The sequence below is a fragment of the Rubripirellula amarantea genome (assembly GCF_007859865.1).
GTDB lineage: Bacteria > Planctomycetota > Planctomycetia > Pirellulales > Pirellulaceae > Rubripirellula > Rubripirellula amarantea.
On record NZ_SJPI01000001.1, the window covers coordinates 3,320,031 to 3,338,910 of the forward strand.

The 18,880-nt window shown below is 53.0% G+C and carries 9 protein-coding genes; 7 read left to right on the forward strand and 2 right to left on the reverse strand.

The window, feature by feature from the left end:
* Positions 1-628 precede the first annotated feature (628 nt).
* The 4 genes from Pla22_RS12215 to Pla22_RS12230 all read left to right on the forward strand — a co-directional run bounded on the left by Pla22_RS12215 (position 629) and on the right by Pla22_RS12230 (position 12,055).
* Complete coding sequence (locus tag Pla22_RS12215; RefSeq protein ID WP_242631963.1) at positions 629-1,030, forward strand: response regulator; 402 nt, start codon at positions 629-631, stop codon at positions 1,028-1,030.
* Between the two features lie 361 nt (positions 1,031-1,391).
* Complete coding sequence (locus tag Pla22_RS12220; RefSeq protein ID WP_165440618.1) at positions 1,392-1,946, forward strand: RNA polymerase sigma factor; 555 nt, start codon at positions 1,392-1,394, stop codon at positions 1,944-1,946.
* Complete coding sequence (locus Pla22_RS12225) at positions 1,943-4,873, forward strand: vWA domain-containing protein (protein ID WP_146514864.1); 2,931 nt, start codon at positions 1,943-1,945, stop codon at positions 4,871-4,873. The genes Pla22_RS12220 and Pla22_RS12225 overlap by 4 nt, the downstream gene beginning before the upstream one ends.
* Before the next feature lie 318 nt (positions 4,874-5,191).
* Positions 5,192-12,055, forward strand: coding sequence for a hypothetical protein (locus Pla22_RS12230; RefSeq protein WP_146514865.1), 6,864 nt, complete (start codon positions 5,192-5,194; stop codon positions 12,053-12,055).
* Here the strand turns inward: Pla22_RS12230 and Pla22_RS12235 are convergent.
* Positions 12,052-13,680, reverse strand: coding sequence for an arylsulfatase (locus tag Pla22_RS12235; protein WP_146514866.1), 1,629 nt, complete (start codon positions 13,678-13,680; stop codon positions 12,052-12,054). The genes Pla22_RS12230 and Pla22_RS12235 overlap by 4 nt on opposite strands.
* A gap of 391 nt (positions 13,681-14,071) precedes the next feature.
* Between Pla22_RS12235 and Pla22_RS12240 the strand changes: the two genes are divergently transcribed.
* A complete protein-coding gene (locus Pla22_RS12240; RefSeq protein ID WP_146514867.1) occupies positions 14,072-14,860 on the forward strand; it encodes a PEP-CTERM sorting domain-containing protein in 789 nt (262 codons plus the stop codon).
* Between the two features lie 122 nt (positions 14,861-14,982).
* On the opposite strand, the gene Pla22_RS12245 is transcribed toward Pla22_RS12240, so the two are convergent.
* Positions 14,983-16,149 (reverse strand): hypothetical protein, encoded by a 1,167-nt coding sequence (locus tag Pla22_RS12245; protein WP_146514868.1) that lies wholly within the window; start codon positions 16,147-16,149, stop codon positions 14,983-14,985.
* Positions 16,150-16,337: 188 nt separating this feature from the next.
* Between Pla22_RS12245 and Pla22_RS25670 the strand changes: the two genes are divergently transcribed.
* Both Pla22_RS25670 and Pla22_RS12260 read left to right on the forward strand, forming a co-directional pair.
* Positions 16,338-17,969, forward strand: coding sequence for a YHYH protein (locus tag Pla22_RS25670; RefSeq protein ID WP_242631964.1), 1,632 nt, complete (start codon positions 16,338-16,340; stop codon positions 17,967-17,969).
* A 66-nt stretch (positions 17,970-18,035) separates the two neighbouring features.
* The gene (locus tag Pla22_RS12260) at positions 18,036-18,767 is read left to right on the forward strand and encodes a YqjF family protein (RefSeq protein ID WP_146514869.1); all 732 of its coding nucleotides are present in this window, start codon (positions 18,036-18,038) and stop codon (positions 18,765-18,767) included.
* The last annotated feature ends 113 nt before the right edge of the window (positions 18,768-18,880 follow it).

The window sequence follows — 18,880 nt, forward strand, 5'->3', positions numbered from 1 at the left end:
AGGTTTCGCCGCATTTAGCAGCAAATCCTTAAGACGCTCGCGTCAAGCTCGTTAGCAAGTAAACATCATTCGCGCGTCGATCGACCAACCAGGTGTCGCAGCGACCAAAGAGATATCTTTCAGCAAGAACGCTGAGCCTAAGTGGGCGTTATGCACCATCCCCCACTGCGAACTAGAGCGAACTGGTGACTGTTAGGCTGCTCCAGAATGCCCAGTACCCGAATGCCCAGTACCCGAATCTCCCAAGTAGTGGAACGTACTTTGCTTATTCTTTGTTCACGCTCCCGGTTGCAACGTTATGACTTAGCCATCGCGACGATCGACTGTGATCACATGCGGTTGGTGCGGGTAATCTCACGGGTAATCCCAGGAGCGTTTCACTAAAAGCGACTACGACAACGACTACTAAACTGGAGACCAGCCATGAATGTTCAAGAGCGTCCAACAACAGGCGATATGTATCGTTGTAGTAAGTGTGAGTTTGAAATCCATATCACAAACGGATGTCAGTGCGACGATTGCACTACCCAATTACAGTGCTGTGGGCAACCGCTCGAGAAGGTGACGGCAATCCCTGTCCAGAACCCACGACCATCTCAGGCATTGGACCAGAACAATGCTTAAGCGAATGACAAACCACGATGGTTCTGAGCTCAATCCAACCGTGCTGGTTGTGGATGATACGGATGCTGCAAGGCGATTGATTGTTCGCACACTAGATCGTATTGGATTTTCAACGATTGTTGCCATCGATGGAGAGAGCGCTCTTCACAACATCCGCGACTTCCGGCCCGACGCAATCGTGACTGACCTCGAAATGCCTGGGATGGATGGTGAATCTTTGATCGAAAAACTAAGGTCCAACCCTGACGAGCGCGTCCGTGAGCTTCCCGTGATCGTATGCAGTTCGAAGAACGATTTAGAGACACGCCGCAATCTTCTTCGACTTGGCGTTAACGCGATCGTTCCCAAGCCTGTTGATGTACGAATGCTGGCCAGGCGAGCGTTGAAGCTGTTTAAGATCATTTAGTTTTCGATCTGTTTCCTGCACTGGCACTTCGCGAATGTCAAGCAACATGAAGCTGGGCCTGCTTTGAAATTCGACGATAAGCCTTAGCCCTGCTACCTCTTCTCTGCCATTGCTCGGTGGCACCGCCAGCTAGCTCGAAATCTTTCAGGGTGGCAATGTTAGCTCTCCAAGAGCAGTGCTATAGCGTGCAACGCATTTAGGGCACTTTTTGCAGTCTGAAACTGGGTGAATGTTGCGCAATTCGGAGGAATTTTGCCAAAAACGGAAATCTGGCCCTAAGGAAAGTGTTCGTGGCGAGTCTCCTTTCATGAGAGGATGAAGGATCGAGATTCAGAATCGCCTTGCTTATCGAACAGATTTCATGTTGAAAACGACTCCCCGAGTCTATCAAGCTAACGCCGAGAGTGAGCCGCGTGCCGCTCTGTTGGCACTGTTTGAATCCGAGGAATCGTTGCTTTTACGGTACGCGTTTTCGATTACCGGACGTCGCGCAGTTGCGGAAGAGATCGTTCAAGAAGTCTTCTTGCTTCTGCATAAGAACTGGGACGAAGTCGAATCGCCTAAGTCCTGGTTGACGCGCAGCGTTCGAAACAAGGCGTTCAGCTTTGTCCGCGATCATCGTCGGGAAGTGCTAACGTCCAATGACGAATCACAACCGACCACGACGGCGGCTAGTGAATCACCCCAGCAAGTACTGCTTCGCGTGGAAGCAACAGTCAAGTTACGTGAATTACTAGGCCAGCTAAGTGAATCCGATCAACGATTGGTAACGCTGAAGTACTTCGACGATTGCAAGTACAGCGAGATAAGCGATCAAACCGGCATGAGTGTCGGCAACGTCGGTTATCGATTGCATCACATTTTGAAACAGCTAGCCGGGAAGCTGACGTCACTCGGAATCGACGAAAAGTCATGAACAACGAACTGAACAACGACGGAATTGATTCTGAACTCGAAGCTCGCATTGTCGCGTTAGTTTTGGGTGAGGCTTCTGACTTCGAAGCATCACAGTTGAATCAGATGATCGAACAACGACCCGAGTTGGCCACCTTTCGAGATGAGATGGCGCGAGTGCATGACTTGCTCCGGGGCGTACAAAGGGACGATGCGATCGCGGGCGATGATTGGAAGCTGCCTGAGCACAGGCGTAAGCAGGTGATCGCAACGTTCAACGGCGAGCCGTGCGAAGAGGTTGATCCTCGTGTCGCATCTGATGCCGAAGTGCGTTGGAGCAGGCGGAAGGTTGTTGCGGCTTTGGTGACGGCCGCCTGTTTGGCAATGGTGGTGTTGGGGTTGAGCTTTCCTTCAGTCCATTCCGCACGTGAGGCTTCTCGAGGTGAAAATCAAGCGAAAGGATTCGAACGCGCATTTGAGCTCGACGGAATTTTATCCGACGACGAGAAGCTAGATCCAAATTCGTCCATGACTTTCAAGATCGAGGAACTGCGACGTTTCGACGACGGACGACGGAAAGAGGTGCGGGCGACCTTGCGGTCTATCGAAAACGAAACGCTTCCAGCCGTAGAGATAATCCAACAGCGAATCAATCAACCAGCGACGGATCGTTATCAAGTTCAGGACGCTGCGTCCGAGGGAACAATGGAATCAAAATTGCAATTTCAAAGGGAATCGGGCGCTCGCATAGTACGTGAGCAGGCAGGCAAGTCCGTGGCGGATATCCAAGCGAGTCGGCATTACGATATTGAACCGCAGCGGATTGGGCGTATCGCATCGGGTGCTGCAGCGGGTGGACCACTCGAGGCGGATGCCAATTCGAATGGTCGGGCTCCGTTCACGCCATATGCCGCAGTGCCCGTGACACCCGAAGTTCAGAAGCCGGCTGTGCAATTGATGGACATCGCTGACCAGAACGGTCAATCGGGAGCGGGCATCGCAGGTCAGGTTGAAGCATTCGGATTCCAAAACCAAGTTGGCGGACGCGATTTCGATTCGGACGGTAATGTGATGGGACCTGGTGATGCTGCGATGTTTGGGGATATCCCATCGGCCTATTTCGGTGTCGATATAAACAGTTCGGACGCCGCAGATAAGTTGGGCGAAGCGTTAGCAGATAATCCTGTTTCGGACTCAATTGCGATCAATGGTGGGACCGAGATGAAACTCGGATCGCAGCGTCCAATTTTATCGAAGCGATTGAGTATCAGTCGAAATGAAACGTCTGAATCACGTTTGCAACGATCTGGAAATACCGAGTCCGATTCGGGTTCACGAGACTTCATCGAGGCGTTTCGGCATAGGGCGGCTTCAACTAAAGATGATTCGAGGCAATCACTGCTGTTAGAGGAATCCCTCACTGAAAGCGATTCGTTGGCGAGGTGGGGAAGAGAGCTGGCGGAACGAGTGGCGGGAGAACATCCTGAATTCTCGATAGAGAAAGCCAATCGGGCACGGGGATTGTCGGCTGAGGCTGCGCCCGCCGGAAGCATGCTAAACATCGCTGCAAAGGACCCTGCGAAAAAACGCACGCTCTTACGTGAAGCTCAGGAAAGCGACGCTGGCACCGACGCCTTCTCGACATTCTCGCTTCACGTCAGCGACGTGTCGTTCAAGCTCGCTCAGGCGTCACTCGCCAGTGGCCAATGGCCAGAACCGAGCAAGATTCGCATCGAAGAGTTTATCAACGCGTTTGATTACGGTGACCCACTGCCCGGCGACCATCCAAGTGACCATCAAAAGGTAGCGTGCCGCGTAGAGCAAGCCAGTCATCCGTTCTTGCAACAGCGAAACATGTTGAGGATAGCGATGCGAACGGCGGCGGCGGGACGAGCGAGCCAAACACCACTTCGTTTGACACTGTTGCTAGACAATTCGGGATCGATGGAACGTTCAGATCGCCAAAAGACTTTGCGTCGGGCGTTCGCTGCGCTGGCGGACCAACTCACGCCTAGTGATCAAATCACACTGATCAGCTTTGCTCGCATTCCACGATTGATGGCGGACAAGTACAGCGGATCTCGCGCGGGCGAACTGGTGGAACTTATCGATGGGCTTCCTAGCGAAGGAGGAACAAACGTCGAAGCCGCCTTGCAGCTCGCGTATGAAAAGTCTCAAGATCAGTTCCTCGACAAAGCCCAGAACCGAATCGTATTGCTCACGGACGGAGCGGTAAATTTGGGCGATGCCGATCCCAATCGCTTGTCCGAGATGGTGACGATGATTCGTCAATCCGGTGTCGCTCTTGATGTGGCCGGTATTTGCGCCGAGGGACTCAACGATGAGATCCTAGAAGCGCTTTCGCGTCAGGGCGATGGTCGCTACTACCTGCTTGATTCGATTGAATCGGTAAATGAAGGATTCGCAAACCAGCTTGCCGGATCACTGCGTCCGTCGGCTAAGAACGTAAAGATTCAAATGGAGTTCAATCCGAAACGAGTCGGGAAGTACAAGCTACTTGGGTTCGACAAACATCGTCTCAACCACGAAGACTTTCGCAACGATCAAGTGGATGCAGCCGAAATGGCTGCAGCAGAATCTGGGGTCGCGATGTATCAGTTTGAACCAAAACCCGATGGCGAGGGCGATGTCGGTTCGGTTTCCGTTCGCTTCTTAGACCTTTCGTCGGGCGAAATGGTCGAGAACCGCTGGCCGATACCGTATCAACCCAACGCACCGCGACCTGACCAAGCGTCGGCTTCACTTCGGATTGCCATCGCTGCGTCACTGTTTGCGGCGAAACTAAGTGGTGATCCCGTCGGCGAATCAGTCCAACTGAAAACTCTTTCTGAATTGGTTACCGGGCTATCCGAGCAAGCGTCGCGCTCCGCACGCGTGGGGCAACTGGTGCGGATGCTGGAACAAGCTCAGGAAATCAGCGGAAACTAAAGCTTGCATCGAGCGGTTTATCGTTGAGCGGTTTTGCATTTTCTTTGCATTGATTTGAAAACGATTTGACAAATGATTTCGCGGCACCGGGCAGGATGTGAGGTGAGGTCACGCATGTAGGAATATCTTCTCTCGACAACTGGGACCAAAACTATGTTTCGCATTTTGCCTTTCGAGCTACGAGCCCGCGGTCGTGTAATGGGTTGGCGGGCGGCGGTGAGATCTGCCACGACCAGCTTTTGTTGTCTTGCCTTGGTGTGTCTGGGGTGGACTTGCTCGGCCGATGATGGGGCACGGGTTGGTTCAGATAGTGCAACCATGACCAGCTCGATTGGCGAAGACGGGACCGGCACCATCATCGTCGAGGCACGTGGCACGATTCCACAGCCGAAGGGTATCTACACTGCATCCTCAAAGGCCATCGTTTGCATAGGAACCGAGCAAATCCAGCAGGTGATTGAACTCAGGATGAAAGTAATCCAGGGCAAGACAAAAACGCTTAGTCTTGGAATCAATGGCGATGGCGATGTTACGGAGGTCACCGGTGACGGTATTCGTTCTTGGTCCCTTCGCAACGAGGGTGAGCACCGATTTTTAGATCTGCGAGTCGACGAAACGACAACTGAGCTGACCGCGACGCTAAGAACCCAGTCGGCGAAGTGGTCACTGCCAACGCAGGTCAATGTTCTTCATCTGACCCCAGGGGACAGCGTCGGTTTCGAATCAAGCATTACCCTTCAGTACGAATCAGGGGTGCAAGGGAGAGTCGCAGAGATTGACGAATTCGAGACTTTGGGCTCTCGTGATGGCACGGACATTCTTCGTACCGCCAGCGGTGGCAAACTTATCATTGCAATTGATCGTGATGGCACATCACCAAGTCCCGTTGAACTATTGGGCACCAAGTTGGAAGGGACGGTGCACCCCAATGGAAAATCCATTGCCGTCACTTTCCGTAGCACAGCCCATGTCGCCGACCGAAACGCTGTTCTCGATGTATTGTCAGGCAATGCTGCTGTGAGTCAGTTTCCAAGCGGGGACGATTTTCGGTTGCGTTTACAAGCGACCAGTAGTCCACCGGTCTATCAGCTCGTTTTTGCGGACACGGGCGTGTTTGAGATCGAGTTTGAATTCGTGGTCCCTTTTGCGTCGCACGCGGACCATGCTAAGAGCATGGACTTCACCGTTCCAGCGGTCGGAGTGGTTCCGTTCACGTTGCAGGGACTCGATTCACAATTGGCTTTCACGAGTGAACACAGTTCGGTGGTCCCGGTTCGCGACGGAAAGGATTGGCTCGGTTTTTTACCGGCAACGGGGCAAGCAAAATTGCAGTGGACTCCGGCAAGGAAGGGCGGTGAAGGCAAGTTGTTCTTCACCACCACGGGCAAAGTCGAAACCTTCGTCGGTACGGGTTTGTTGCGCCAAAATCACGAAGTTGGCTATCAGGTTCTGCAGGGCGAATTGCAGTCGATCAACATCCAATTGCAGGGTCCCGGCGAGATTCTTGATGTGCAAGGGAAGAACATTGTCGGATGGAAAGTCGAAGGTGGAGGCGATGAACGATCGCTCGATGTTACCCTGAGTCAAGCGATCACCAGCGACGCTTCGATCATCGTAAAGAGCCAAACCGTGATGGGAGCATTTCCTGTCCGTGTTGAAGGGCTTCGATTGAGTCCAACCGGTACGATTCGACATTCTGGATTTCTGCGTTTGTCAAACTCGGGGTCCGTCCGCTTGGAACCAACCGCGTTGAGCGGACTCACGCAGTTGTCGCCCGATCAATTCCCTGGCGACGCCATCGAGGCTCGGCAAGTTTTTGTCTATCGGTTTCCAGCGGCGACTCATGAATTCACGGTTGCTGCGGATCGGATTCAGCCGGAAGTTCATGTTTCAGAGATCGTGCTGTACGAACTCGCTGAAACGGATCGTGCCATCAAAGCGGACGTTGAATTAGATATTCGCGAAGCACCCATTCGGGAATGGGACTTCGGAGTCCCTGCGGATTACTCCGTGGTTTCAGTAACGGGGGCTGGCGTCGCGGATTACATCGTTGCGAGTGATGTTGAAGATGAACAACGCAACCTGAAAGTCGTCTTCAACCAAGACGTTTTCGGTCGGCAATTGATTCTCTTTCAACTGGAAAAGAACGATGCTGCGGCGGAAGGTGAGTGGATTTTGCCGCGCATCGAATTTCCGGGTGCCAAAGCAGTGCGCGGTGACATCGGAATCATCGGTGCACCGGGTTTGCGCATCGCGGCGGGGCAAACCGATTTGTTGGTGGACAAACCGTTGTCTTACTTTCCGAAACGCGTCGCCCATCTGCAGCAGGCGTTCCGTATTCGCCAACCGGATTGGTCGGCGACGATGGTGATTGAACGACTGCAAGGGAGTATCCAGTCCGACGTGTTTCATCTTTACTCGTTGAGTGACGAAACGATCTATGGCAGTTCGCTGATCAATTTCTTCGTGACCGGATCACCCGTTTCGCAGTGGACGGTCAACGTACCGCAGTCAGTGGGCAACGTAATGGTCGACGGCCAGGACGTTCGCACTTGGCGGCGTGACGGAGACACACTGGTTGTTTCGCTTCATCAACCAGTAATGGGAGCGTACACATTACTGATTACGTTTGAAGAGAAGCCAAACGAGAACGGTGGGACGTTCCATGCTGGGCAAGTGTCGCCTATCGGAGTGCAGGGTGAACGCGGTTTTGTGCAGATTGTCAGTCCCATGCAGGTGCAGATTGAGACGGAATCGGTGTCGGATGAACTCCTCAAGCTGGACCCGTTAGAGTTGCCCGCTGAGTTTCGCTTGTTGAGTTCCGCGCCTCCACTGGGGACTTGGCAATATACCAAGCGTCCATTTGATCTGGCGCTAAACGTAAGGTGGTTCCAACCAGGAACGATGGTGACTCAGGTGGTAGAGTTTTCCGAAGCCAACAGTCGAGTGTCGCGAGATGGCGAATGGGTGACTGATGTGACTTACTTCGTGAAGTCTCGCGGACAACGAGCCTTGAAGTTGAAACTGCCTCCTGCGCCGGTCCGGTTATGGGAAGTTTCCGTCAATGGCGATCCAGTTACGGCACGTCAATCGAATGATGCGACCTTGATTCCGCTACCTGGTGGCGTCGATCCGAACGTTCCGATGGAAGTGCGTTTGCGATTAGGCAAACCGGCTGTCATCGAATCAAACCCTGTCTTGGCACTTCCCACTGTTAACGCACCGGTATTGAAGACTCAGTGGAGTGTCAAAGGAGACGAAAACTATGTTCTTGTTCCCAACGGAGGCACCGTTACGCCGCCCGTTCCCGTGCTGCGCCCAACAGGGTTTGTTTGGATAGCGAATCGTGGGCTGGTCATGTTGGTTCTAATTAGCGTCTTTACGTTCTTGGGGCTGGCAATTTGTCATCAATCGCGCCGCTTGAAAGCACTGGGGCTGATAAGTCTTGCGGTGGGATGTTTGGTGTCTGTATTTGCAGCCTCGGTAGCGTTTGCGCATCTCGGAATGGCTCAACCATTGCAGCTAAGCTTGCCTGTTCTTTCTGCGGGTGAAATCATTGAATTACATGTTGCCAATACGCCATCGTGGCGAGCCAACGTTTCCTGGTTCGGGCTAATCCTTTTGCTTGCCGGTTTTGCGGCGGCCATCGGGTCAGCGAAGCAAATGTCAGCGAAGTCGAGGTCGCTGTGTCTAGGTTCGGGTCTGCTGATGATTGGATTGGGGGTTCTGATGCAAGGCGGGGCCGCACCATGGTTCTTCGGTTTGCTCGCCCTCGCAATTTTTGTCTTCCTGTTGCTTCCACCATCAGTTCAGTGGATGCGATCAACTCAGGTTCCCGGCGATGGCGTTTCCAGCAACTCCGATGATTCGGATGGTTCGCTACCCAGCGACGTATTCAGCCCGTTGGCGCCGGTCGTGGCTTGGTTTGTGTTATCACTGGCACTACCCAGTACATCTTTAGCTGAGGTTCCCGATGGTTTCCTCGCGGCTGACTCCCTGCATCAAACTTGGGATGCGAGTAATGAAGCGAACCGTCTTCGTGCGAGTGGTGTGATCAAAGTTTTGGGGCGACCGGGAGATCGTTTTGTTCTGTTGCAATCACCGGCGGTGCTCACCGATTTCGACAGCGAAGGTCTGCGACTTAGCAAGATGGATTTGCCAAACGCTGGCTTAGCTTATGTCATCAGTATTCCCAAGGCGGATGTTCCAACCGACGAGGATGCCAAACTGCTTGAACACGAGGCGTCGTTCAGCTACCAAGTCGAAGAGATTTCACCCATCGAAGGCATCGCTGTGCTCACCGGAACGGCTGCGGTTCAAGAGATTGAATTGACATACGATGAAATGGGTTGGGTTGTGGTGAGTCCCGCCGCGGCTCGGGTTGAATCGTTAGATGCGAAGGATGCGACGAAGGCCAAGGTCTTACTCGGTCCTGAACCCGCAACACTGTTCTTAAAGCCGAAAGCACGAGACGTGACGACGGAGGAAACTCAGTTCTTTGTCGAAGGCTCGAACCTATACTTGCCAAGTCCTGGCGTCGTTGACGGACGACATCGTTTGCACGTGCGAACATCACAGGGACAAGTGAGTGAACTCGATATCTCGGTGCCCGAGGGTTTGACGGTGAGTGCGGTGAGCGGGCCTGTTGGATCGTGGCAGTTTGATGCAGACAGTGGACGGTTGCGTTTGGAAGTTCAGCCTGCTCAATCAACATCCTTCGACGTGTTGGTCGAGACGCAACGATCTCTCGCGCCTTTGCCCGCCAGTGTTGATTTGGCACCCTTGAAGGTGGCTGCGGCTGATGGTGAAGTGGGGCTCGTCGCCATCGCATTCGGCCCCGATGCACAGCCAGAGAAGATGGAGCCCGAGGGATTGTCGTCGGTCAATTTGGGAGACTTCGACGCCAGTCTTGTTCCCGGTAAACAGTTCGTGCTGCACCGCGTTTATCGGTACGGAGCCGATGGTGGTTCGCTTGCCCTTCGAGTCGCGCCAGTTGACCCGGAAGTTCGAGTTACCACGAAGCAGGTGCTTTCACTTGGTGATGAACGGATTGTCTTAGGGGTAAACTTTAACGTCGAAATTACACGCGCCGGGTTGTTCCAACTTAGCTTTCCACTTCCTAGCGGTCTTGAGATCGAATCACTAACGGGGCCATCGCTTCATCATTGGTCCGAGCTTAGCGACGAAGTCGAACTGGGTGCCGATGGCGGGCAAGCTGCTGCAAGCGAGCGGCGAATCGTAATGCATCTGAATGGGAAAACGATTGGCTCGCAGGACTTTGTGTTGTCGCTTTCTGGTCCAGCGAGTTTAGGCACCGACGAGAGTGCTGACCAATGGCAAGTGCCTCGGTTTCGACTAAACGAAGCCACGCGAGAGACTGGCGAATTGGTTGTTCGCCCCACTACCGGTATTCGTTTGCGAACGGTGTCGCGAAGAAACGTTTCGGAAACGGATCCGCGAGCGATCGGTGGTCAAGGGCAAGGCTCGTTAGCATTTCGGCTGTTGCAGAAAGATTGGGACTTAGTGCTTGGCGTAGAAAAGCTTGCACCATGGGTAACGGGGCAGGTGTTGCACGAGGTCACGCTGCGAGAAGGTCAAACGCGAACCGATCTGATCGCGGACTTCAATGTAGAAAATGCGTCCATCCGAACGCTGCAGGTCGTGATGCCGGTTACCGACGAAGATGAGGTCAAAACGCTGCGTGCTAGTGGTAGCACCGTCAGTGATTTTGTTCGCACCTCACCAAATTCAAATGTTTGGGAAATTCAGTTCAAACGGCGAGTCGTTGGCAAGATCAATTTTCGAATTGAGTTTGAACGACGTGGCGAGCGTGACGATGAACGCGAGTCGTTCTTGCCCGTACAGTTCCCGCAGGCTCGGCAACTTTCGTATTACGCTGCCGTCCGCGCCGGTGGTCGCCTTGAGCTTGAACACGAAGAGCTTCCTGCCGGATGGCAACGTGTTGATTGGACGATGGTGCCAGCGCAACTGCGGGAAGCAGAAAATCGAAACGCTCCCGTGTTCACGTTTCGCGCCGTTGCTCCCACCACTGACCTGACCATTCGATCCAAGCGTCATTCGCTTGCTGATGCTCTGAAGCTTCGGGTCAAAAAGGGAACGTTAACGACCGTGCTTTCCCCATCGGGCGATCAATTGACAGCCGTTGATGTGTCGATCGACGTCATTCAGCGCAGCAGTCTAAGCGTAACGCTCCCATCGGGCGGCGAAGTGTTTAGCATTTTCGTTAACGGTGAAAGCGTGAATTCCATTCGCCAAGGTAGTGGAACAAATGCTTGGCAGTTTTACATCCTGCCGGGAATCGACGATCGGTCGGCTCAAGTACGATTTGTGTATTCGGTCAAAGGGGATCGCTTGAGCAAGCTAAATTTGACGAGCCCCCAACTCAATGTACCGCTCGAGAACATTCAGTGGCATGTGATCGCACCGAAGGGAATGGAATTGCTCAGCAGCGATGGGGATCTTGAGCTGACACAGCACACCAACCAAGCCCGCTACGATCGCAGTTCGTACTTGTCCAAGGTGACCGGTAAGCGGGAAGTTCAGGCTCGCCAGGCAGCAGAACTACTTCAGCAAGCGAATCAGTTGCTTCAAGCGGGAGAACAGACGAAGGCTCGTTGGGCGCTGAACAGTGTGGCCAACCAATATGCGTTAGACGCCGCGTCAAACGAAGACGCTCGAGTGCAATTGGAGAATCTGCAAACCCAGCAAGCCATCGTGGGTCTTAACACTCGCCGTCAACGCTTGTCCCTTGATAACGAGGACGCGTCGTTAGAAGCGGACGGCGTCCAGCAGCTTCGGGAAGCGGCGATTGAGAATCCTATCCTTCAACAAGACCAACTGAATTATCAACCGGGGCAACTCGGCGAGTTACTGCGTGGGAACACCATCGAGGACAACGCCAATCTGGAACAGATTGCATGCCGCTTAGTCCAGCATCAACGAACGACCGAACTCGCTCCTCAGGCCATTATCATCAACCTACCCGAAGAGGGTTCGGTGTATACCTTCACCCGATCGGTTCAGGTAGCTGAAAATGTTCCGTTGGAATTGGACTTAAAGTTTCAATCACAGTTTGATTTGCGTTTTTGGCAGCCGGTACTGTTGCTAAGCGTGTTGGCAGCGTTCGCAATCTCGATCGCATTTGTCACCGTGAAACGTTAGTGCTGTTTGGTTTTGCTTTGCTGGCTGAGAAACTCATACATGTTGAAGCGTTGGGGGAACGCGACTCCGGTTTCTGTAGCCCATGCTTCCCATTGCCGGATCAAATCGTCACGCACTTCGGTCTGTTGGGTGGCCAAGTCGTTGGACTCGGTACGGTCAACGGCAATGTCGTACAGTTCCCAAGGCTTCTCGTATTCACGCACCAGTTTCCATTGGCCGATTCGGGCGGCCGCGTTGCCTTCGTGTTCCCAGAACATCGGCTCGGTATGGACGTTATCTTCAGAACCCGCCAGCAGTGGCAAGATGGAAACTCCTTTACACGGCGGGACGTCTTTGGGATAGGAGCCACCCGACAGATCGATAACGGTGGTCATGAAATCCTGCAAATAGGCCCGTTGATGAACTAGCTTGCCTTGTTGGGATTGAGCGATACCAGAGGGCCAATGTGCGATCATGGGAGTGCATGCGCCACCCTCGTGAACGAAGTGTTTGTACTTTCGGTATGGCGTATTGCAGGCACGCGCCCACTGCATCCCAATTCGGACCCCATCGGTTGTTTCCAACGGAGGATTTTTGACCATCGCTTCGTCGCCTTGGCCTAAGCGACCGCCTTCTTGGCAGGCTCCGTTGTCCGACAGAAAGAAGATAGCCGTGTTTTCGTATTGTTTGGTGGCCTTGAGGTGATCGACAAGCTTGCCGATGTTTTGATCGATCGAATCGACGCACCCAGCGTAGGCCGCCATGATCGCATCCTGCTGATCGCGTTCAGATTCGCTTAGCGTATTCCAATCGGGGCCGTTGTGCTTGGAAACTTCCTTCACGCCATCAAGAAGTCCCAACTCCCGTTGACGTTCAGTACGAGCTTGAATCAGTGCTCGCCAACCGTCTTTGTATTTGCCGCGGTACTTTTGGTAGTCTTCCCACTTCGCATTGAGTGGCCAGTGAGGGGCGTTATAGGCTAAGTACAAAAAGAATGGCTTGTCGTCTTGCTGCGCGGCACCATCGATGTACTCAATTGCTTTGTCGGTGAACGTGTCGGTTGCATAAAATCCTTCGGGCACGGGGACGGGATCGTTTCCTTCGGTCAGGCCACGATTGCCGCCTGGCTTGAAGTAATTGATCGCGCCACTGAGACAACCATAAAACTTATCGAAGCCTCGTTGCAGCGGCCAACATTCTTCGCGATCGATTCCCAAGTGCCATTTGCCTGACATCAACGTCTGGTAACCCGCTGACTTTAGTACCGATGCTAACGTCGTACAGTTGTCATTGAGGTAGCCTTGATAGGGACCTTCGAAGCCGAGTGGTTGTTCAGGAGGATAGGTCATATGGCCGATGCCAACTTGGTGTGGCTGCAGGCCGGTGATCAGGCTTGCTCTCGTCGGGCAGCAGCGTCCTTGGTTGTAGAACTGCATGAATCTCATCCCGCCACTGGCGAGGGAATCAATGTTGGGCGTTTCAATTTCGCTGCCGTAACACCCCAGGTCCGAATAACCCATGTCGTCCACTAGCACAATAATAATGTTGGGGCGTGAATTCTTGAGCTGTTTCAGTTCATTGGATTGCGCCATCACGGTGGTTGCGAAGGCCAGCAGGAACAGAGCAGCGAACGGTCGATAGTGCATAATCGGGGTGATTTTGAGAACGATGGATTAGGACGATTTCAGCCAATAGGAACCCACGCATGGATCGTACGTCCAGATATCCTACTAGAACGGCTGACTCAAAGTGAGTCGTTCGCACGTCGTTTGTGCGTCGTTACCGAGTGCGATTAGCTATGATGCATTGTCAAGGTTATTGCCGGATTGTGTTTTTCGCAGACCATCAATACTGGTTTAGAATGCTCGCCGAGCTTCACTGAGCTGTGTTTGGTTGCACAATGGCGCTGCTTTTTCTCGCGGAAACAGTGCCACGCTGCCTAACGCTACTTCGATTGCTGGTCACTAACTCAATCAAACTTAACCGGCGACGGAATCGTCTGGTCGTTCAACCACTACTTCACTAACGGATAGTTCCATGAAGCGATTCTGTGTCGTGTGCACTTTAATTGTTGTTCACCTGCATCTGCTTGCGGCTCGATCGTCGGCGGAATTGATATCCGTTATTAACCCTGGATTTGAAGACATCAGTGATGAATCGGTATTCAACGAGTTCACGTTTGGCCCTCTGAACGGTTGGCAGCTCTACGATCCCAATAGCGTCGCCGGAAGTGGTGCAGGCCCCAATTACTACATCGGAACGTTGACACCTGATCCACCCACCAACTTCATAAGCGGTGCCGCTGAAGGACAACGCGTTGGGATTGCCTTTAACTTTGCGGGCACCGACGGTCAGGGCGAATATGGGATGCAGCAAACCTTAACTGCGACCCTGCAGGCGCATACCGATTACTCGTTGATGGTTGACATCGGAAATATTGCTTCGGGCACGGCGCAAAACAACACTTTCTTTGATCTGGACGGCTTTCCCGGCTATCGAGTGGATTTGTTGGCAGGAGGTGTGGTCCTGCATTCTGATGACAACTCGTTGAGTGGCGCGATCGCCGAAGGCGAGTTTGGGACCAGCGTTTTATCATTCACTACCGGAGATACCCATGCACAACTCGGCCAAGCCTTGGGAATACGGTTGGTGAACCTGAATCAGCTCGACGCGAGTTTTCCGGATGCAAACTTAGAGGTCGATTTTGACAATGTACGTTTGAATGCGGTCGCTGTTCCGGAACCCTCGTCGCTATTTTGTCTGGCCATCGGTTTCGTGTTTACCATTTGGCGTCGACGCCATGATGGGTTCAGCTTGAAGCGTTGATTCGAGCAAAACCAAAACGCAAAACGCGAGTGGGGAAGTTTACCTAACAATCTGTATGGCGTTTCACCGTTGGACTCGGTTTATCATTGGGTCGTGCGAGTCCAGATCACTTGGGGGCTTCATCACTTCGGGGCTTCGAGATGACTTCGTCCTTTTGTCCAGTCGTGGGCAACGGACCATGCACGGTACTGAAGGGTTTCGCGAAGGTCGCGGGTGAATCGTAGATCAGGTTCATCAGGAATGTTCTGTCCGACGATGTGAGGCGGGAAGTCAAAGTTCAGCCCCGCCGGAGATTCGCCGGTCAACATCGCCGTCATCAACAACGCGTTTGCCATCGTGCCCAGCGCGTTTTGATGGATGTTTCGCTGTTTCCAAAGGTAGTCAATTCGCGGCATCCCGTCGGGCGGATTCATGGTCAAATCATGATAGAGGACGGCCGACGGAATAATGGTGGCACCGGTTTGTTTCTCCAGTTCACGCATTTGTCGGACGGCTTTTCGTGTGGCCGATGTGTATTGCGTTTTACTAGATTGGTTGCCGGGGTGCTTGCCCTCCCAGGTCATGAAAACGACCAGCTTTTTGCCACTGTCCTTTAGCTTGGTCGCAAACTGCTGCATCGACTTTAAGTCGCCGCTGGTGATGACAACCACATCGACCTTGGGATCCATCATGGCCGTTCCCACTTCGCGAGTAACCATTTCGCTAAGCGGTTTGCCGTACGCAATCTCGCTTTGATGCGTGATGTCGATGCCACGCTTCTTCAGGGCCGCTTGCAGGTAGTTGTAAACGCCACCTTCATTCGCCATGTAGCTGTTGCCAATGAACAAAAGATGATCGCCGTCTTGGATCACCGGCTTAATCTCAACCTCTTCGATCGATTCCGGTTCTACGGACATCGGAACATTTCGACGGCTGGCGGCGGTTTCGTTCAGAGTGAATTCACCGTTCCATCCATTGGTGGCTTGGTAACGTCCTCGCAACTGGCTCGCCTGCAACGTTCCATTCCACTCGTATCGTTTTCCGTCGATCGAAGTGGTGCCGGCAAGGATGCTTCCCGAGCCCGATGCTTTGGATTGAAAGTCTATTTTGTATTCAAATGGTTTGCCCTGGAACACGCCGCGGAAGATTGCCGTCCATTGGCCTTGATTCACTTCGGTAGCGTTGCAGGTCATGGTGCCGCTAGCTCCCGTCCGACGATTGTTCCACGGACCTTCAAAAACTCGCTCTTGAGCATCAACGTTAGAAGCCACGGTCACGGCGAGCAACAATAAGCAACCATATCGAATCACAGCAGTACCCTCGTTTAGCAATGTCGAACGACACATCTATCATAGGGGAACGAGTTGGAAGCGTTCTGTTCACAGATATCATTTCAACAAGTTAAGTGCGACTCAATCGATGCACAGTGATTTTGGCCCATTCAACGAAGCGTTTGCGTTTACATATTCAAATATTACAAAAGCGTTAGACTGAGGAAATGAATACTCTCAATCCACTCCCAGAATGTCGTCGCGTCATATCGCTATTGTTCACCGCTGTAGTCCTTGTGGCGGGGTGTCAAAGGCCCGGTCCACCTGTTCGCGCGCAAGTTGCGGGCACCGAAGGCTCAGTCACGATTCATGCCGATGTTTGGGCTGATAATTGGTTTGCGTGTTACCTTGGCGAAAAACTACTAATCGAAGATTCGGTCAGCATCACCACGGAGCGATCCTTTAACGCCGAAAGTTTTTCGTTCAAAGCCGACTACCCCATCGTCTTAAACTTCGTGGTTAAAGATTTCAAGGAGAACGAAACAGGGCTGGAGTACATCGGCACGCGAAAGCAGCAGTTGGGCGACGGCGGTTTCATTGCTCAATTTACCGATGCGACTTCCGGTAAGTTGATTGCCGCGACGAATGCTAATTGGCGGTGCTTGGTTTTGCATCGCGGCCCGTTGGATGAATCGTGCGCCGAAGAGTCATCGCCTATCGCGGGCCAACCGCCTTGTGAGTACACCGAGGTGGACGAACCACAAGATTGGAAGTCGGCTGACTTCTCCGTGAGCGATTGGTCACGAGCGAAGGAGTTTACGTCAGATCAAGTCAGCCCTAAGGATGGTTACGACCGAGTTGCGTGGAATCGCAATGCAAAACTGATCTGGAGCGACGATCTTAAGAAGGACAACACCATTTTATTTCGGGTAGTGATTGAAGCGCCGCCATCGTCATCCGATAACGATTTCTCGACCAAGCAGTCGAAGGACGGCGCTATGACATCACGTCAAAGTGAAGTCGAAGCAGCCTTTAGGGCCTACTCGCCTGAGGCTTCGACGCGAAGTGATGGACAATATTTCTATGTGGAGTCCGACGGCTTGCCTGAACATGGCATGATGGTCGGCATTCGTGCGTGGCAGCAACAAGTTCCATTGCCTCAGCCGTTCACGGGATCCAATGCTTGGCCGATTCCTCTCGCGCCGACACCTGCGAAGCAACCCGTATCAGCAAAGGACAATCTTTTTCGTGGTGCAATCGCTTTGGCTGTCAATGGTGTCCCGATCTTCAACGCTTTGAACAATCGGGGCGAGGACGCGTATCTCGCAGGCGAATTGGACCAATGGGGTGGCCATTGCGGTCGAGGGGATGATTATCACTATCACATCGCGCCGGTGCACTTGGAAGACACGGTAGGTAAGGGAAAGCCAATCGCGTATGCGCTCGACGGATATCCGATATATGGATACACCGAACCAGATGGCAGTCCGGTCAAGGCGCTCGATGAGTTCAACGGCCACGTTGATCAAGAAGGTCACTACCACTACCACGCCACCAAGACGTACCCATACATCAACGGTGGCATGCGGGGTGAAGTATCGGTTCGCGGCGGCCAAATCGAACCGCAACCTAAGGACTCACCGGTTCGACCGGCGCAAAGTCCGCTACCGGGTGCGACCATAACCGACTTCACTCATCATGGTGATCACTATCACCTTGATTACGTTGTCGACGGTAAGAAGGGTTCGGTGACGTATCAGGTTCAAGAAGGCGGCAGCGTTGACTTCACTTATCGCGATCCTTCGGGAAAGACTCGCAGCGAATCGTACCGCAGCCGCCCCGCTCCTCCGCAACGTTGACCATGATCTTTGTTGACGCAGGGAGAGTCACTACCAATTAGCTGGGCGCCGAGAAGAAGGATCTTTATGACTGAGCGGACCGATCGAACTTGGCCATTGCCAAAGCATCCGTGGGTGATGCGGATGAGGTGGTCTCACTTGCTGTTCGCCCATTGGCCAGTTGAGGTTAGCTCGGTCCGCAAATTGCTGCCGGCCGGTGTGTCGCTGGATACGCGAGATGGGATGGCCTGGATTGGCATCGTTCCGTTTCTAATGTCGGACGTTGCGCCAAGATGTTGTCCACCCATCCCGAAGCTCAGTCGCTTTCTTGAACTGAATGTGAGGACCTACGTGATCGTTAACGGTAAACCCGGCGTGTGGTTCTTTTCTCTTGATGCGGAAAGCAAGCTGGCCGTTCGAATCGCACGAGCAACTTTTAATCTTCCTTACATGGACGCCGAGATGTCGATTTCGCATGACAAGGAAGAAAGCGTGACGTACCGAAGCTCGCGAACTCATCGCAACGAACCGTCGGTTGAATATGAGGCAACGTACGGTCGCGAGGGTGATTTTTTCGAGGCCAGACAAGGATCGTTGGAACATTGGCTAACCTCCCGCTACTGTCTCTATAGCGCAAACCGAGAAGGGACGATCTATCGCGGAGAAATTGACCATCCGCCTTGGACACTGGCGCCCGCGGTGTGCGTGGAAAGTGTGAATACCATGGTTGCACCGTTGGGATTTTCACTTCAAGGGTCACCGCATCTGATGGTCGCCCAACCGATCGACGTTCGTGCATGGATCGTCACCCGGTGCTGACACGACGTTGAGTCGGTACCTGTCATCGGAGTGTCTATTGCTAACAATCTTGGCTGGTTTGATTCGTTGAACCTGACCTAGATCCACTGCGGTCGCAAATCATGATCGCCCTG

What these genes read in the sequence shown, in the direction of transcription:
- Pla22_RS12215 (WP_242631963.1), top strand. Translation starts at nt 629, where the DNA reads ATGACAAACCACGATGGTTCTGAGCTCAATCCAACCGTGCTGGTTGTG.
- Pla22_RS12220 (WP_165440618.1), top strand. Translation starts at nt 1,392, where the DNA reads ATGTTGAAAACGACTCCCCGAGTCTATCAAGCTAACGCCGAGAGTGAG.
- Pla22_RS12225 (WP_146514864.1), top strand. Translation starts at nt 1,943, where the DNA reads ATGAACAACGAACTGAACAACGACGGAATTGATTCTGAACTCGAAGCT.
- Pla22_RS12230 (WP_146514865.1), top strand. Translation starts at nt 5,192, where the DNA reads ATGACCAGCTCGATTGGCGAAGACGGGACCGGCACCATCATCGTCGAG.
- Pla22_RS12235 (WP_146514866.1), bottom strand. Translation starts at nt 13,680, where the DNA reads ATGCACTATCGACCGTTCGCTGCTCTGTTCCTGCTGGCCTTCGCAACC.
- Pla22_RS12240 (WP_146514867.1), top strand. Translation starts at nt 14,072, where the DNA reads ATGAAGCGATTCTGTGTCGTGTGCACTTTAATTGTTGTTCACCTGCAT.
- Pla22_RS25670 (WP_242631964.1), top strand. Translation starts at nt 16,338, where the DNA reads ATGAATACTCTCAATCCACTCCCAGAATGTCGTCGCGTCATATCGCTA.
- Pla22_RS12260 (WP_146514869.1), top strand. Translation starts at nt 18,036, where the DNA reads ATGACTGAGCGGACCGATCGAACTTGGCCATTGCCAAAGCATCCGTGG.